The sequence below is a fragment of the Microcystis sp. M049S2 genome, assembly GCF_020245625.1.
Taxonomy (GTDB): Bacteria; Cyanobacteriota; Cyanobacteriia; order Cyanobacteriales; family Microcystaceae; genus Microcystis; species Microcystis ichthyoblabe_A.
This window is the reverse complement of record NZ_JADBUN010000046.1, coordinates 1-19,273: the sequence shown is the minus strand read 5'-3', so window position 1 is coordinate 19,273 and position 19,273 is coordinate 1. Positions and strand designations below refer to the sequence as shown.

At 42.1% G+C, this 19,273-nt stretch carries 5 protein-coding genes and 1 tRNA gene; 5 read left to right on the top strand and 1 reads right to left on the bottom strand.

Annotated elements, in window-relative coordinates; genetic code table 11:
• The first annotated feature begins 25 nt into the window (after window positions 1–25).
• Entirely contained in the window at window positions 26–1,573 is a 1,548-nt protein-coding gene (locus IM496_RS03920; RefSeq protein WP_287661278.1) for a protein kinase domain-containing protein, read from the top strand.
• A gap of 49 nt (window positions 1,574–1,622) precedes the next feature.
• Here IM496_RS03920 and trhO read toward each other — a convergent pair whose 3' ends face one another.
• The gene (gene trhO, locus IM496_RS03915; protein ID WP_194013282.1) at window positions 1,623–2,435 is read right to left on the bottom strand and encodes an oxygen-dependent tRNA uridine(34) hydroxylase TrhO; all 813 of its coding nucleotides are present in this window, start codon (window positions 2,433–2,435) and stop codon (window positions 1,623–1,625) included.
• Between the two features lie 77 nt (window positions 2,436–2,512).
• Between trhO and IM496_RS03910 the strand changes: the two genes are divergently transcribed.
• The 4 genes from IM496_RS03910 to IM496_RS03895 form a co-directional block, all read left to right on the top strand.
• Window positions 2,513–2,585, top strand: a tRNA-Ala gene (locus IM496_RS03910).
• A gap of 173 nt (window positions 2,586–2,758) precedes the next feature.
• Window positions 2,759–3,538, top strand: a complete 780-nt coding sequence (gene recO / locus IM496_RS03905; RefSeq protein ID WP_194013281.1) for a DNA repair protein RecO — start codon at window positions 2,759–2,761, stop codon at window positions 3,536–3,538.
• Window positions 3,539–3,560: 22 nt separating this feature from the next.
• Window positions 3,561–5,051, top strand: a complete 1,491-nt coding sequence (locus tag IM496_RS03900; protein ID WP_104397168.1) for an MFS transporter — start codon at window positions 3,561–3,563, stop codon at window positions 5,049–5,051.
• Between the two features lie 329 nt (window positions 5,052–5,380).
• The coding region (locus IM496_RS03895) for a CARDB domain-containing protein (RefSeq protein WP_287661277.1) at window positions 5,381–19,273 on the top strand (13,893 nt) is incomplete at its 3' end.

The window sequence follows — 19,273 nt, the reverse complement described above, 5'->3', positions numbered from 1 at the left end:
ATTTTGTACTCTACCAATAAAATCTATGAGTTTTTGTATTAATCCTCATTGTCCTAAACCGAAAAGTATCACGGAGAGTCGTTACTGTCAATCCTGTGGTTCCGACTTGCTTTTAAATGGTAAATATCGAGTCACAAATTTATTGAGTGCCAAAGGTGGATTTGGTAATACCTATGAAGTGATAGATGAACGTAAAATACCCAAAGTCTTAAAAGTTCTTACCTACGATTCCAGCAAAGCTATTGATTTATTTCAACAGGAAGCTAATCTTTTAAAACAATTAAATCACCCCGGTATTCCCAAAGGAGAAAACTATTTTATTTATCATCCCCGGGAGAGTCAAACTGCTTTACACTGTTTAGTTATGGAGAAAATTGCCGGTATTGACTTAGAAGAACATCAAAAACAAAGAGGATTTAAACCGATTGATTATAATCTCGCTTTGGATTGGTTAACTCAGTTAGCTAATATTCTCCACGAAGTTCATAAACATAAATTCTATCATCGTGATATCAAACCCTCTAATATTATCTTAAAACCCGATGGTCAATTAGTTTTAATTGATTTTGGAGCAGCGCGACAGGTGACTAAAACTGTCCTAGCAGGAGGTAAAAATACAGGAATTTATACCCCTGGATATGCTCCTCCTGAACAATCTCTTGGTCACTCTGTCCCCCAATCAGACTTTTATGCTTTGGGCAAAACTTTCGTCTTTTTGTTAACCGGTAAAGAACCCAGTGACCCGAAAATTTATAATATTAACACAAATGAATTTAACTGGCGTAAATATGCCCCAAAAATCCCTTCTCGATTAGCAGATTTTATCGATAATTTAATGGCAGAAAAACCTATTGATCGACCTAAAGACACCAAAACTTTGCTAAAAATTATTACCGATATTAAAGCCAATCCCCATCAACCTAAAAAAACTAAAAATTCTTCTCCTGAAAAACCTAAAATTATTGCTATTCCCAATCCTGCAATTATTTCTTTAATCGCTGCAATTTCTCCCAGTTATGCTGGGTTTTGGCTCCGATTAAAAGCCTCTTTAATTGATTCTTTTATCGTTTTTATTATCGCCGCTTTATTAGGTGGTTATATCTGTTTTCGCCTACAACAATGGTCAACTTTTCAAAACTTAAATCTTGATTTTGATATAGCCAAAGAAATCTGGGTTTACTATGCAGCAGGATTAAGTGCAGCTGGAACAACAATTATCGGGTTTGCTTTATTTATAGCGGCAATTATCTATAATATTCAAGCCAAACTTAACTTTACTCACGAACATATTGCCATTCTGACTGCTCTTGGTTTAGGAATAGTGATTAAATGGTTATATTATGTTTTCTTAGAATATCTTTTTAAAGCCACTATTGGTAAAATGTTTTTTGATTTATCCGTCACCGATAGCCAAGGAAGACGCATATCTTTTGCAAGAGCTAATCGCCGCTACTTACTAAAATTTCTCTCCACTGCTCCCTTATATTTAGGCTTTTTACTGGCAGCCTGGACAAAGAAAAAACGCGCCCTTCATGACATGATTTCTGGTACACAAATCCGCAAGAAAAAGTAACCAGATACTATAAAAGTAGGGAGATGAGAGCGGTTAAGATAGGAGAAAATTAACTACAATAGGGACAAGATATTCCTGCTCGGTAATTGGGGGACTGTTTATCTTTTTCATCGATGGGATGACCGCAAGCGGGACACATTTCATAATGTCCTACCTCTAAATTAGCTGTTAGGGCCACTCTTTGATCAAAAACAAAACATTCTCCTTGCCAAAGACTCTGATCGGGACTAACTTCTTCTAAGTATTTCAAAATACCTCCCTCTAGCTGATAAACTTGAGAAAAGCCTTGATTTAATAAAAAAGCTGCCGCCTTTTCACAACGAATTCCCCCCGTACAAAAAAGAGCTATTTTTTTATCGTTAATACTATCAAAATTGTCGTGAATATACTCAGGAAATTGGCGAAAATGCTGGATTTCTGGGTTAAGCGCTCCTGCAAAAGTACCGATCTCCACTTCATAATTATTACGCGTATCGATCACTACCACGTCCGGCTCTTTCAGCAATTGGTTCCACTCTTCAGTTTTGAGATGAATTCCTGTTTTTTCGAGAGGATTAGCCTTGGGTTGACCGAAAGTCACAATTTCCTTTTTTAAGCGAATTTTTAAGCGTTGAAAGGGCAAATAATCACAAACAGACTCTTTCACCTCTAGATTAGCTAAACGAGTATCGGTTTTTAACCAACTAATCACCTCGGCGATCGCTTGACGGTTCCCGGCGATCGTTGCATTAATCCCCTCGGCTGCCAGAAGAATAGTTCCTTTAATTCCTCTTTCTTGGCAGTATTTTTGTATTTCTGGCTGTTTTTGACGATAATCTGACAAAGCCACAAACTGGTAAAAAGTGGCGACTAGATAAGACATGGCAAGTAAGGGAAAAATTAACTTGTAATATTTTTCACTATAGGTTATAATAACGAGAGTGTCTCAAAAACCAGATCGGGGGTTTAGCTCAGTTGGTAGAGCGCCTGCTTTGCAAGCAGGATGTCAGCGGTTCGAGTCCGCTAACCTCCATAGTATCCCTTTTGCCTAGTGATTGGCTCAAGTCTTTTTGAGGAGACAATTAGCTAGGGTTTGCCGAAAAAGTTTTTTGTGGGGGCAGGGTGTAGGGTGTAGGGTTGAGAGGGAGTCGTCTCGGAGTCTCCCGAAAACTTCCTACCTCACCATTAAGATAACTGCTATCAATAATGTCTCGTACCTATCAAGCTACTGGAATCAATCTGCAAGGAATGGCCTTCGGAGAAGCCGATCGCCTCTTAACTATTTTGACCGCCGAATATGGTTTAATTAGAGCCATCGCTCCAGGTGCGCGCAAGTATAAATCTTCCCTGCGGGGTAGAAGTGAACTATTTGTGGTCAATAATCTCTTAATAGTCGCCGGAAAATCCCTAGATAAGGTCGTTCAAGCTGAAACTATCGAATCTTATCCCAAATTAAGTCAAAATCTCGCCAAACTCACCGTTAGCCAATACCTCTGCGAACTGGTTTTGGCGATCGCCCTGAGTGAACAACCCCAGAGGGAATTATACGAATTAATCTGCAGCCATCTGGCCAGAATTGAAGTCCTCGACGAAAATCAATACATACTTCCCTATCTTTGTCAAGCAATTTTTCATTTCTTAATAATTGCCGGCTTAGTGCCGCAAGTCCATAACTGCCTGTTGACGGGAAAAGCTTTAATTGGGGACAATTGCCTAGGATTTAGTTTCGAGGCAGGGGGAATAATAGATCTAGCTGCCCTCACAGAAACAATCAACCCGCCCAAAATCGATAGTAAACTGACGCGGCAAGAACTGCAATTACTGCAATGCCTAGGAAAAACAGATTTTCCCCCAGAAGAAAACCTTACCTCAGAACTAGCTTGGATTAACCTCGATCGCCTGCTGCGCCGCTATACTCAATATCATCTGGGAAAAACTTTTCGCTCCTCGGCATTAGTTGAGGGTTTATCTCCCTTAGAATTTTAAACAGATAGCAAAAATCATCATAATGCAACTGTTTGACTCAGAAACTGACGACGCTACGTCTAGCGACTCCTCCACTCCTGTTTTTAATTCTTCCGATTCCTCACCGAGGCAATCCGACGCAGAAACCATGAACCGCTTGCCTAAACGTGCGCCCAAATCCAATCCTAGTCAGGGTTTTGCCCCAGTGCTAAAAAACCCGCGCTTTCTCACTCTCTGGGCGGGGGGAATTTTTTCCCAATTAGCGGATAAATTCTATTTAGTCCTGATGATCTCCCTAATTGCCACCCATTACCAAAAAGCCGATCAGTCGATTAGTGGCTGGGTATCGGCGATAATGATTGCTAATACAATTCCGGCGGTGTTAGTGGGTTCGGTGGCGGGTGTATATGTTGATAGATGGTTAAAAAAACAAGTTTTAGTTATTTCTAACCTTTTACGCGGGGCTTTTGTCCTCCTCATTCCCCTATTATTATGGTTAGTGCGCGAGCAAACTTTAGCCGTTCCCCTCGGTTGGTTGCCTGACGGTTTAAGAAATTGGCATTACCGGTTACAGGGAGAATTTAATTTACCCTTCGGTTTTTTCCTGTTGTTAGTCATTACTTTTCTTGTCTCCACCTTAACCCAATTTTTTGCCCCCGCCGAACAATCTACCCTGCCATTAGTGGTAAAACGTCGTCATCTTCTACCCGCTAATTCCCTCAACACTTTAACCACCATGGCAGTATTAATTATCGGTTTTGCCATCGGTGAACCGGTATTAGCTTTTGCTGATAGCATTTTCGGCACGAGAGCCGGACAATTTGATATTGGCAAAGTGATGATTGTCGGTGCTTTTTATATAATTGCCGGTTTAATTCTAATTATCCTGCGAACTAACGAAAAATATGTTATTCCTACCGCAGAACAGCCCCATGTTTGGGAAGATATCCGCGACGGCATTCGTTACCTCAACAAAAATCATAAAGTTCGTAACGCTTTAATTCAATTAGTCATCTTATTCTGTATTTTTGCCGCTCTATCAGTATTAGCTGTCAGTATGGCGGAAAAACTACCCGGGTTAAAAGCTTCTCAATTCGGCTTTTTATTAGCCTCCTGTGGTGCAGGAATGGCAGTTAGTGCGATTACTTTGGGTTATTGGGGCCAAAAATTCTCCCACACCCAATTAAGTCTCTGGGGTTCCCTGGGTATGGCGGCAGCTTTAATCGGTTTATCTCTAGCCACAAAGAGTTTAATTTTAGCCTTCGCTATGACCGCTTTATTAGGGATTTTTGCCGCTTTAGTCGGGGTTCCCATGCAAACTACCCTACAGGCAGATACACCCCCCGAAATGCGCGGTAAAGTCTTTGGTTTAGAAAATAATGCCGTTAATATTGCCCTCTCTTTACCCCTAGCTGTCGCGGGTATCGCCGAAACTCAATTCGGACTCCGACCGGTACTATTAGCTTTAGCAGTTATGGCAGTTATCGGCGGTGGTTTTACCTGGTATGTTTCTCGCAATTTATCTAAAGATTAGCGGAACTTTTCAGTTATCAGTAAACAGTAGTCAGCCGTCGGCTTTTTGCTCCCCACTTCCCCCTGCAACTCGCACGAAGTGGTCTCTCCTGCTCCTTGCTCCCTTAAATTTGGTTAAGTTTTTTTAAAGTTCCTGTGAGGTTGCTGAAAATTTCTTGACATAGCTAGTTAGCTTAGGCTAAACTTGCGGGGAAATGGTCAGCGATGTTCGCCCTAGCAGTAGCAGTTCCGATCCCGCTCATCTGATTGTTGGTGGGAATACTGTGTGTTTGACCGCGAATAGTCGCTAATCGCCCCAGTATTAACCTTGTTTGTGTTAGAGCTAAGGATATGAGTAATCCTCTGTCAGTACAGGAAACAGCAACTGCCACCTCTTCTTCGATGGTTCAGGAATTGGGTTGGGAACAATTAGCGGCAGTACCTTTCGACTACGGAGTTAGTTCTGGCGGCGGTCTAGCTACTGACGGAACTTATATCTATGCCGCCGACTTTAGCGGCGATGGCAATGATGATTATATTGACTTAAACAGGAATTTGAGCGATGAGAGCGGGGAAAGTTTAGAAAATCTAGGTATTGCTAACGGTTCTGTCCGTTTTGCTCGCTATAATCCCGCAACCGATACCTGGGAAGATTTGCCGATATTAAATGGTGAAGGGGTGTCGGGGGATGCTTTCTCCGCCGGTAATTTAGTTAATCCTCTGTTTGTAGCAGGCAATAAATTATACTACTACCAATTCCGTTCAGGTCTACAAATAGCGGCTCTCTATTCCTACGATTTAAGCACCGGTACTAGCGGTACTTGGACGCAGGAATGGGAAAAAACCAGTACCAGTGAAGATTCGCCATTAATTAATGTTAATGCCGGAGTCCTTGGGCTAGATGTCAATGAAGAACCAGTAATTCTCCATCATACAGGAGGAGGAGATTACAATTTTGCTCGTACTGATAATGTTAGTGGTGGTGGAACTCATACCCAATTAACCCCTAATTGGAGTTTTGCCGGGGAGCATTTTCCCCGTAATGGAGATTGGGAGTACAATACAACTAATGATCGGTTATATCACCTCAGTGGCGATCAATTGGTGATGTGGACTCATGATGACTTCGCTTATCCGGGAGGAAGCTTCTTGACTTCTACTCCCAATGGTGAATCGCCTTTAGCCTCCCAAAGCACCTTAATTTACTCACTGAAAAATGATTTAGGCTGGACAAATAGCGGTACTGGGACAAGTTTATGGGGTAACTCTGTCACCGCAGTTAATGGAGACTTGTATCTATTAAGAGGAGAAACCAGTACAGATGGTTGGCCTTTTAATGAAGGACGGGGTTTAATTAACAATCGTAACTTTGCTAAAGTGGGGGCAAATGGCTGGTTAGAAACCCTTCCTGATGTGCCGTTCAATATTGGGAAAGGTAGTGGCACTGTTTATCTAAATGGCTATCTGTATGTTACCCAGGGGGATACTCTGACTGTTGCCGATGATTACGGGAATGTCGGACCTCTTAATAATGAAGGTATTCGCAGTCCAGGATTAGGTTTTGCTCGCTTTGCCATTACTAATAATCCTGGAACTACTTACACAGTTACTAATACCAACGACGATGGGGAAGGTTCTCTAAGGTGGGCAATAACTGAGTCTAATAATAATCCGGGTACAGATACCATTTTATTTAATATTGAGGACGGATACTATACCATAACTCCCTTATCGGCTTTGCCAGAAATTACGTCCCCTGTCTTGATTGATGCTACCAGTCAACCGGGATACGCGGGAACACCGATAATTCAAATTAGTGGTTACTATCTTAGTCTTTATCAACCAGATCAAGCAGTCTCAGGTCTAGTTATTAGTGCCGGTGACAGTACCGTCCGTGGCTTAATTATTACCCAGTTTAGTAGTTATGGAATACAATTAACTGATCAAGGGAATAATATTATTCAAGGTAATTATATTGGTGATGTTGAATACATTTATGAGGGATTTTTGGGCAATGGAGAAGGCGGTATTTTAATTGAATCTGCGAATAATCTGATTGGGGGAGCGACTACCAGTGAAAGGAATATTATCTCTGGTAATACGGGAACAGGTGTATTAATTAATAGTGAAACTGCAATTAACAACCAAGTCATTAATAATTACATTGGTCTTGATTCATCGGGAACTTCATCCCGTCCTAATGGGGTTGGGGTGGGGATAGTTAACGGTTCAGATAATATTATTCAAGAAAACGTTATTGCTGGCAATACTAACACTGGCGTAAGTGTATTGTCCTATGGAGCGATTGCTAACAATAATCAAATCCTTAGTAACTGGATTGGCACTAGCAGCCAAGGCTACTATTTTTTAGGTAATGGGGATGATGGAATTGATTTAGCTGGAGCAAAAAATACCCTCGTCCAAGGCAATTACATCCATTATAATCAATCGACCGGTGTTGTTATTCGTGGAGCAGATGCAACAGGTAATCAAATTACAGGTAATTCTCTGTTTAATAATGCCGAGGGTATGAGTATCCAAGAAGAGGCACAAGGTAATTCAATTACAGGAAATACCATTAACTCTAACAACTCTAACGGCATTTCCGTAGATAACTCTCAGAAAAATACTATTCAAGGCAATAGTATCTATGAGAATTATGGCTTAGGGATTGATTTAGGACGGGATGGAGTCACCGCTAATGATGAAGGTGATAGCGATACAGGAGCGAATGCTTTACAAAACTATCCCGTTTTCACCTCTGCTGAAGTTGTCGCAGGAACAGCCACCCTGATTGGTTATCTAGATAGTGAAGCCAACAAGGAATACAGGATTGAAATTTTTGCTAATCGTACACAAGATGCTAGTGGTAACGGAGAAGGAGAGGATTACCGTACCTATATCACTGTTACTACGGATGATAATGGTCATGCTGATTTTACCCTTTCCTTGTCTGCCGAGAGACTGTATAGCTATATTACTGGCACAGCAACTAATCCCGATGGCAACACCTCAGAATTTTCTCCCTCTATCACCCTCAAGGGAGAGTTACCCAATTTAGTTATTACTGAGGCTACTGCTCCTACTAATGTGGGTTTAGAACAGTCTTTCACCGTGAATTGGACGGTTAAAAATCAAGGTACAGTTACCACCTCATGGAGTTACTGGAGCGATGGCATTGTCTATTCTTCTGATAACATCTGGGGTAATGGTAATGACTATTATCTAAATAACTTTTGGATTGATTCATCTAATAGCAACGTACCTTTAGATCCCGATGAAACTTATACAATGACGGGCAATGTTACCTTGCCTAGTTATATAGCTGCTACGAGTGGCTATTTATTGCTGAAGACGGATCAATATAATTATCAAGCAGAAACCGATGATACGGATAATGACTATAGTATTCCTATAGTCATTAGTCAACCCAATTTAATTATTACTAATGTCACCGCTCCGACTAGCGCTAGTGCTAGTCAGAGTCTTACCCTATCTTGGACGGGGAAAAATGACAGTTCTGTTACTACAGTAAGTTCTTACTGGTATGACCGGGTAGTTTTTTCCAAGAATAATATCTATGGGGATAGTGATGATATTTATCTTACTGAACAATTTATCTCCAGTAGCAACGGCTTACCCTTAGAACCCAATGAAACTTATACAGCAAGTAGTACCGTTACCTTACCCGTCCAGGCGGTAGGAAGTGGGTACTTACTATTCAGGACAGATGTTTATAACTACCAAGTAGAATCAAACGAGACCGATAACATTTATGCTCAAGCGATTGATATTGCTGCACCCAATTTAATTATTACTAATGTCACCGCTCCGACTACCGCTAGTGCTAGTCAGACTATTACCCTATCCTGGACGGGGAAAAATGACAGTTCTGTGACTACAGTAAGTTCTAACTGGTATGACCGGGTAGTCTTTTCCAAGAATAATATCTATGGGGATAGCGATGATATTTATGTTACTGAGCGATATATCTCTAGTAGCAACGGCTTACCCTTGGAACCCAATGAAACCTATACAGCAAGCAGTACCGTTACTCTACCTGGACAAGCGGTAGGAAGTGGCTATTTGCTATTTAAGACAGATGCTTATAACTACCAAGTAGAATCCAACGAAAACGATAACGTCTATACTCAGGCGATTGATATTGCTGTCCCGAATTTAATTATCACTAATGTCACCGCTCCGACTACCGCTAGTGCTAGTCAGAGTCTTACCCTATCTTGGACAGGGAAAAATGACAGTTCTGTGACTACAGGAAGTTCTTACTGGTATGACCGGGTAGTTTTTTCTAAGAATAATATCTATGGGGATAGTGATGATATTTATCTTACTGAGCGATATATCTCTAGTAGCAACGGCTTACCCTTGGAACCCAATGAAACCTATACAGCAAGTAGTACCGTTACTTTACCCGTCCAGGCGGTAGGAAGTGGGTACTTACTATTCAGGACAGATGTTTATAACTACCAAGTAGAATCCAACAAAAACGATAACGTCTATACTCAGGCGATTGATATTGCTGCACCCAATTTAATTATTACTAATGTCACCGCTCCGACTACCGCTACTGCTAGTCAGAATATTACCCTATCTTGGACAGGAAAAAATGACGGTTCTGTAACTACGGGAAGTTCTTACTGGTATGACGAGGTAGTTTTCTCTAAGAATAATATCTATGGGGATAGTGATGATGTTACAGTCATCAGTTATGAATATATCTCCAGTAGCTACGGCTTACCCTTAGAACCCAATGAAACCTACACAGTAAGTCGTAACGTTACTTTACCCGGCCAGGCGGTAGGAAGTGGGTACTTACTATTTAAGACAGATGCTTATAACTACCAAGTAGAATCAAACGAAAATGATAATGTCTATGCTCAGGCGATTGATATTACTGCACCCAATTTAACTATTACCAGTGCAACTGCGCCTACTACTGGTATTTTAGGCCAATCCATATCAGTTTCGTGGACGGTACTAAATAATGGAACTGTTCCGGCCAATGCTGATTGGTATGATTCAGTTTATCTGTCTAATGATCAGACTTGGGATAGTGGGGATACCCGGATTAATGCTTTCTGGGAAGCCGCAAGAAGTCCCCTCGCCGCTAATACCAGTTATACAGATACCCAAAATATTACCATTCCTAGTTATGCAGGAACCGGTGCTAAATATTTGATCTTTGTTACAGATCAATACTCTTACTCCTACTACAACCAACAAGGAGAAACAGACGAAACCGATAATACTTATGCTGTTCCTATCACTTTAGGTGCGCCAGACTTAATCATATCCGGAGCAACTGCACCCAGTAGTGGGGTGGTGAATGGATCGCTCAATGTATCATGGACGGTGAAAAATCAGGGTACGACAGATGCACCGGCGGATTGGTATGATGTTATCTACCTCTCTCCTGATAATATCCCCGGCAATGGCAATGATAGTTACATTGCTGAACAATATATAAGCACTCAAACCCCCTTAGTAGCGAACGGTACATATACTATCAATCGTAGTATTAATTTACCCAATGTTACACCGGGAAATTATTACATCTTTTTCCGCGCTGATGGCTATAATTATCAAGGAGAAACCAACGAAAACAACAACTACAGTCAAGCTATTCCCATTACTATTGGTGCGCCGGATTTAATTGTTAGTAATGCTACGGCACCAGAATCAGGAGCATTAGGAGGAACAGTCAGCCTTTCTTGGACAGTACAGAACCAGGGAACAGTAGAAGCTCCCGCCGATTGGACTGATTATATTTACTGGTCAAGTAATGATACTTATGACGGTTCTGATACCTTCATTACCAGTATTTCAGCCGCCGCACAAACTCCCGTTGCCGTCGGAGGAAGCTATAGCAAAACCGAAAATATTACCTTACCCAATCAAATAAACTTTGTTGGCAATGGTTACTTAATTATCCGAGCAGATGGCAATAATGCTCAGGGAGAAACCAACGAAAATAATAATAATCGTGCCATTCCTATCCGCATAGATGCACCAGATTTAATTGTCTCAAATGCTACTGCACCCGCATCGGTAACTGTAGGTGCAACGATTAGCGTTACTTGGGATGTGAAGAATCAAGGAACTGTTGCGGCTAATGCTGATTGGTACGACAGGGTTGTGATTTCTACTGACCAAATCTTCGGTAATAGCGATGATACTTATCTGACAGAAGTTTGGCAAGGTTCATTTACTCCCCTAGCAGCCGGAGCAACCTATAGCCGCACCCTCAATGTTACCTTACCCAGTACCGCTACTGGCGATCGCTATCTACTATTCAAGACTGATAACTATAACTCTCAAGGGGAGACTAACGAAAATAATAATGTCTATTCCCTACCGATTAATATTTCCGCTTCCGACCTTCGAGTTACCTCAACCAATGCTCCGACAAGTGCCATTTTAGGAGAAACAGTTGAATTAACTTGGACTGTCACCAATAACGGTACGGGAACAGCAAGTCAGGATTGGTATGATGTAGTTTATCTCTCTAGCAATCAAACTTTAGACAGTAATGACGTTCAAGTTACTTATGAATGGATAGCGACACAAACACCGTTAGCTACTGGTGCAAGTTATACTATTAGCAAAAATGTTGCCTTACCTAGTTTTAACCCTGGTAATCAATACTTATTATTTATTGCTGATTCAAGCAATTATCAAGGGGAAATAAATGAAAATAATAACCTGACTGCGGTTGCTATCACTTTAACCGCTCCCGATTTAATTGTCTCTAATGCTTCCGTACCTGCAACCGGAACAGTCGGTAAGAGTATTGAAGTTTCTTGGACAGTACAAAACCAAGGGACAAGCGCTGCTCCCACTGATTGGTATGATCGCATTTACCTCTCCAACGATGCTATTTTTGATGCTAATGCCGACACTTACGTCGCCCAAGAATTAATCTCCACCCAAACACCATTAGCCGCTGGTGCAAGTTACAGCATTACTCGCAATATCAACCTCCCCAACTTTGCTACAGGAAACCGTTATTTAATCTTTGTAGCTGATGGTTCGGGAGGTCAAGGAGAAACTAACGAAACTAACAATACTCGTGCTGTCGCCATTAATCTCAATGCTCCCGACTTAATTGTCAGTGAGATTACCGCACCGGTTGAATCGTTGTCTGGACAACCAATTGAGATCAATTGGACTGTCAAAAACCAAGGAGCAGCAACCGCAGAAGGAACTTGGTATGATTATGTGTATTTAGTTAATACGGCGACCAGTGCCACCCAGTATGTCGGAATTTTTGAATATTCAGGTAGCTTGGCTGCTGGAGCCTCCTTAAATCGGACTCAATCCTACGGCGTTCCCCTCAGTTTAACCGGTAACTATCGAGTGGTTGTAACGACCGATTTTTACGGACAAGTTGCTGAAGGAACGCAGAACGAATCGAACAATACTACTACAGATGATCGTCCGATTTCTCTACAGCTTGCTCCGGTTCCTAATCTACAAGTTACTGGGGTAACTGCACCATCGACCGCTTTTTCCAGTCAAGAAACCGTCGTACAATGGACCGTGAAAAATGTCGGTACTGGTGCCACTAATGCGCCTGTTTGGTATGATCGAGTTTATTTGTCCCTCGATACTACTTATGACGATACTGATACCTATTTAGGACAAGCAGTTAATCCTAGTTATCTCAACCCGAATGATAGTTATAGTAACAGCTTAACCGTAACCCTACCTCGCGGTATTGATGGCAATTACTATTTCCTAGTACAAGCTGATGTTTATAACTACGTTACCGAAGTTGGTAATGAAGGGGATAATTGGGGCTCTGGTGGTCCGACGGATGTTAATTTAACTCCACCCCCCGATTTACAAGTAACGGCGGTTAATGCGCCTAATGGAGCTTTCTCAGGACAGCCGATGAACCTGAGTTGGACTGTCACTAATGCTGGTACAGGACGCACTTTAGAAACAGCTTGGTATGATCGGGTATTTATGTCGGCGGATGCAACTTTAGATGCAGGTGATCGCAATTTAGGTACTTTTTACCATAGTGGTGCGTTAAATGCCGGTGCAAATTATACCGGTTCAGCAACAGTTAATTTACCCACTGGTGTGGCGGGAAGTTTCTTCTTCTTTGTCCAAAGTGACATCTACAACAACGTTTATGAGCACGTTTTTGAGAATAACAATAGTGGCTACGACACCACAGCAACGAACATTACCCTAACGCCACCACCAGATTTAGAGTTTGAATCCTTAACAATTCCGAACAATGCTCGTTCTGGTAGCAGTTTAAGCATCAGTTATCGAGTCACTAACTTTGGAGCCACAGAAACCCCAAATTATTATTGGACTGATACCTTCTATCTTTCCAGCGATAATCAACTAAATACGGCAACGGATATTAATTTGGGTAGTGTCGGCCAGTATGGCATTCTTTATCCAGGTGATGGTTATGATCGTACCGCTAACTTTGCCTTACCCAATACCTTAACTGGCACCTACTACGTCTTTGGTGTGACAGATAGCGGCGATCAAGTATTTGAATTAGATAATGTTAATAACGTCACTCAAAGCATCAATCAAGTACAAATTGTCTCCCAACCGGCGGATTTAGTCGTTACTGACGCAATTACTCCAACTACGGGAGAAGCTGGTAAGACAATTCAAGTGCAATGGACAGTGAAAAACCAGGGGACTGGGGATACCATTGTTAACAGTTGGAGCGATCGCCTTGTAGTTTCTAACGATGGGGTTTTAGGGGATGCAGATGATCTTACCCTCGCCAGCTTCACCCGCACCGGACTTTTAGCTCCCAATGGTACCTACAGTCGGACTGAAAGTGTTACTTTACCCTTTACCTTAGAAGGCAATTATCAACTATTTGTCGTCACTGATTCGGCTAATAGCGTTTATGAAGGTAGCAATGAGGGAAATAATGCCTCTAGTGCTTTTCCCCTCACCATCTCTCGTGATACTCCCGATCTCCAAGTTACTAGCATTACTCTGCCAAATACTGTAACTCCCGGACAGCCGCTGACTCTCAATTGGACGGTGGCGAATTTGGGGGTAGGACGTACTAATAGCAATTATTGGTACGATCGAGTTTATTTGTCTTTAGATAAAAATGTCAGCGGTGATGACATTAATTTAGGGTCGGTTTATCGTTCAGGAGCCTTAGAGCCATCAGCAAGTTATAGTGCCACGGGTACTTTCTCCCTTCCTGTTAATTTGAACGGTAGTTACTATGTTCTGGTGCAAACTGACCGAGATAATAACGTTATTGAAGGGGCATTTGAGAATAATAACGTTTTAGCCAGCGATAGTAGCAGTGGAGGCGGTTCGGGAACCGGAAGCCTACCGATTACTCCCGCTCCTTCTGCTGATCTTGCTGTCACTTCCGTCGATGCGCCGGAACAGGGAATTGCCGGACAATCTCTGAGTTTAACTTGGACGGTTGTTAATAATGATGCCAATACGGGTCAAAATTGGTATGATGCTGTTTATCTATCCCGTGACCAAGTATTTGATCGCAACAGCGATATTTATTTAGGCTATCGCAACCATACGGGGGGATTAAATGCAGGAGATAGTTATACTGCAACGCAATCTTTTAATATACCGCGAGGCTTAGGGGGACGTTTTTACGCTTTCGTGGTAACGGACGGCGGTAATGCTGTTTATGAACGGTTAGGAGAGATCAATAATGTTAATTATGACGGATTCTCGACGGAAATAATTTTGCCGCCTCCTGCTGATTTAGTAGTAGGGACAATTACTATTCCTGTCAATGGAACGCCAGGTCAAAATGCCACAATTAGTTATACCGTAAACAATCAAAGCACGAATGAGGCGATCGGCACTTGGGAAGATACAATCTATCTTTCTCGCGATAATCAATGGGATGTCAATGATGCTTTCTTCGGTCGTGTTTCCCAAACAGGGCCGGTTGCAGGAGGGGGAAGCTATAGCAAGACAGTAACCGCTACTTTACCAGGGGTAGCAACGGGGGATTACTATGTTATTGTCCGCAGCGACATCCGTAACTACATACCAGAATCTAATGAAGCGAATAATATTGGGGCTTCTTTAGATGACTTTGCCGTTGATGTCGAACAACTAATCTTAGGAGTAGCTGACACCAGCAATCTCATCCGAGGACAATCTTTGTACTATCGCGTTGATGTACCAGCTGGAGAAACTTTAGCTGTTACCCTAGATGGTAGTGGAGCAGAAGTCTTTAGCGAACTCTACGTCAGTTATGGTCAGATTCCGAGTCCTGCCAACTTTGATTTTGGAGCGATTGTTCCATTTAGTACCGATCAAAGAGCAGTCATTCCTACAACAGAAGCAGGCACTTATTATATTCAAGCCTTCAGAAAAGATAGCAGCAATACTCCCGTAGCTTTTGACACCAAAGCTGAACTAATACAGTTTTCTGTCTTCGATAGTGATTACGGACAGGGCGGTAATGTTGGCAAACGTACCATAGAAATTAATGGAGCAAAATTTGATCGCTCTGTTACAGTCAGTTTGAGGGACGAAGCGGGAGTAACGGGTTCGGCTATCAAGACTCTTTATGAAGATTCAACTAAGGCTTATGCTACCTTTGACCTAACAGGATTAGCACCGGGAGAATACGACATTATTGTTGAAAATGGACAAGGGCAGGAAATCATCCTAGCCGATGCTCTGGAAGTCGTAGATGGAGGGGGAGCAAATGTAGTAACTCAGGTAGATGCTCCCATTAGCGTTGGGCGCAATCGAGGCTACTCTTTTACGGTTAGCTGGTACAACAACGGCATTAATGATGCTCCCACACCTTTATTAAGAGTAGAAAATACTGTTCCTTTTGGTTTCCATCCCGGCGATACATCCGCAGGTTCTTCCTATAATTTCTTTGGTTTTGATCAGGAAGAAAAGCTGCCTGGTATTTTACTTCCAGGTCAAATCGAAACCGTTACTTTCTTCGGTTACAGTGACAATCAAGTTGGTGATTATATTGTTTCCGTGAATCGTCTTTACAAAGATGAAACCGCTCCATTCGATTGGGATGTTCTCCGCCCCCAGCTAAAAACGTCTGAATTTACTGATGTAGAATTTGAGTCAATTTTTGCTCAATTAATCAGTCAAGTTGGGAACACTAACGGTGACTATCTGAGAATGCTGGCAGAAAATGCAGCTTTAATACCAGAAGAGTTGGGCAGTCCCAATAATGTAGGTGATTTATTAGAGATTGAGTTTTCTCAGGCAAGGGCAGCTATTGGTACATCTCTGACTGGGACAATTTTGGCTAACAGTCTGGATATTGATATTTCTGGACGTAAGGTCATTGCTACCAATACGAACACTGGTGTGGCTGTTAGTACGATTACTCTCAATGATGGCTCGTTTATCTTTGATGATTTGGCAGAGGGAACCTATAGTTTTGAGGTGCAATCTGCTCAAATTGCTGAGCAAATGCCGCTTACTGTGACGGTTAATGCCAATGAAGCACTATCAGGGTTAGAAATCACTATTAATAACGGTGCTAGTGTCAAAGGACAAATTACTGATGCAACCATTAATAATCCTCTCTTGGATACTTTTGTCAAGCTTTATCAAGGAGATGAAGTGGTAGCAACGGTTCAACCAGATGGAGCCGGTTATTATACAATTATGGGCTTAAGCCCCGGCAATTATACCCTGGAAGTTGAAGCCCCAAATCGTTCTCGGACATGGATAAGTAATCTGAATTTAACCAATCAAATAGTTACTCAGAATGTTGCCCTTACACCAGAAGCAAAAGTAAGTGGTACAGTGGTTGATGCCAGTGGACAATCCTTAGATGATGTTTTAATTATTGCTCAATTAGAAGCGACTTTACCTAATTCTCAATTTTTCAGTAGCTCCGATAATGGCGCATTTACTGTCGGGGTTTTAAGTGCCGGAACCTACGATATTACTATTGTTACTCCTGATGGCAGTCTCGCCCCAACGGTTGTAGAAAATGTCATCGTTCCCGCTTCGGGTGAGATAAACTTAGGAACGGTAACGCTTTCTCCTCCAGTGAGTCCTAATGCCATTTCTCAGGTTGATTCTGGTGTCATCCAAAGTCTGACAATTCCTGATTGGTTAGATTTGCTAGAATTTAACTGTGCTCCTGTAATTATTGCGGAAGCGACAATATTAGGGGGGAGTGAAGCGGCAAACTTATACAGTCAGTATTTTAACTCTACTAGCCCAAATGGAATCGTCAGTATTGGTGCAGGTAGCTCCATCACTGATTCTTTTAAGAATCATTCTGTCACCAATAAAAATATCACCACGATTCAGTCGGAAGTCTTTAATGCCATCAAACAGCAGTGGGAAAGTATCACCCTATCTTGTGAACATGAGGAGATTAACTTAGACATTCCCTTAAATTCTCTAACCTTTCCTTCCCAAAACTTGCTATATGCTGATGGTAGTCAGCCCAATGCGCAGAAAGATGCTTGGAACTTTCCCTTCTGGCAAGGTGCAGCTGGGGTTCTAGCCGGAGGTGTCGGTTCAGGCGGTCCGCCGCCACCGGGAGCTTTAACTATCCTTGATAGTCGGGCTGTTAACGGAGTAGCGAAGCTGCATATTCCTGCTGGTTCCAGTAGTGCAACTGTCACCTTTGATCTTAATGTTACGGTAGTTGATACGGTCGATTTCGATCCGGGTAATACGGTTTTCACTGGCTCGGTATTTTGGCAAGCAGCCATTTTGGAACAAAATAGCAGAGCTTTTGATGTTCCTTTTACGGTTTCTTTCAAGCCTGATACCCAAACCTTTTCTTTCTCAGTCAATTTAGATGATGACGATTGTGAGGAAGAGTCCGATGATGAAGATTCAATTTTTCGCCCCACTTCCGTTGATCCTAATGATATTTTAGGTCCCGATGGCTTTGGGGAAGATCGCTGGATCTCAACAGGAACCCCTTTAGCTTATACGATTCGTTTTGAAAACGATCCAGTATTTGCTCAGGCTCCGGCTCAAGTGGTACGGATTACGCAACAACTTGATAGCGATCTAGATTTTCGTACTTTCAGATTGGGAGATTTTGGGTTTGGTTCTCTGGTGATAGATGTTCCTGATAACCGCTCTTTTTACCAAGGAAGAGTGGACTTGACTGAAACCTTAGGAATTTTCGTTGATGTTTCTGCTGGAGTTGATGTAACTACGGGCGAGACTTTCTGGGAGTTCACGACGGTAGATCCGACGACGGGAGAGTTGCCGATAGATGCCCTAACAGGGTTTTTACCCCCTAATTTAACTTCTCCTGAAGGCGAAGGATTTGTTAATTACAGTGTTCGTCCTAAGAGAAATCTCAGTACCGAGACAGTGATTGATGCCGAAGCAGTTATCGTTTTTGATACTAATGAACCCATCAGCACTCCACCTATTTTCAACACCCTTGATGTTGATAAACCTAGCAGTCAAGTTGATGCTTTACCCACCACGACGGATAACCCTGAATTTACCGTTAAGTGGACAGGAACAGATACAGGATCAGCTTTGGCGACTTATACTATTTATGTCTCTGATAATGGCGGTAATTATACAGTCTGGCTCAATAATACTGAGTTAACCGAAGCCACTTACACGGGGACAGCTGGACATACCTACTCCTTCTATTCGCTTGCGGTTGATAACACAGGTAATACAGAAGCAGCACCGACGACGGCAGATGCAACCATACAAATCGGTGGCGCAGTTAATCAACCTCCACAAATCTCGGTCAATACAGGCTTAACTCTTAATGAAGGAGCTAATTCTGCTATTTCTAATAGTCTGCTGGCTGTTACAGATCCAGATAATACCTCGGATCAGTTGACTTTTACCATCAGTACGATTCCGACAAATGGAAATTTACAACGCAATGGAGTCACGTTAGCGGTTAATAACACCTTTACCCAAGCTGATATTAATAGTGGCTTACTATCCTACATTCATAATGGCGGAGAAACGACCAGTGATGGCTTTAGCTTTACGGTAGCTGATGGAGCAGGTGGTAATATTAATGTCACAAGTTTTGTCATTACGGTTAACCCAGTAGATGATGCACCAACTGTCGTCAATCCGATTACGGATGTCAATGTTGACGAAGATGCAGAAAATACCGTCCTTGATTTAACTAATATCTTCACCGACATCGATAATGACCCGACTTCAATTGTCAAATCAGTATTGAGCAATGACAATACAGGATTAGTCACAGTTACCATCGTCGATAACCAGTTAACT

What these genes read in the sequence shown, in the direction of transcription:
- IM496_RS03900 (WP_104397168.1), top strand. Translation starts at nt 3,561, where the DNA reads ATGCAACTGTTTGACTCAGAAACTGACGACGCTACGTCTAGCGACTCC.
- trhO (WP_194013282.1), bottom strand. Translation starts at nt 2,435, where the DNA reads ATGTCTTATCTAGTCGCCACTTTTTACCAGTTTGTGGCTTTGTCAGAT.
- IM496_RS03920 (WP_287661278.1), top strand. Translation starts at nt 26, where the DNA reads ATGAGTTTTTGTATTAATCCTCATTGTCCTAAACCGAAAAGTATCACG.
- recO (WP_194013281.1), top strand. Translation starts at nt 2,759, where the DNA reads ATGTCTCGTACCTATCAAGCTACTGGAATCAATCTGCAAGGAATGGCC.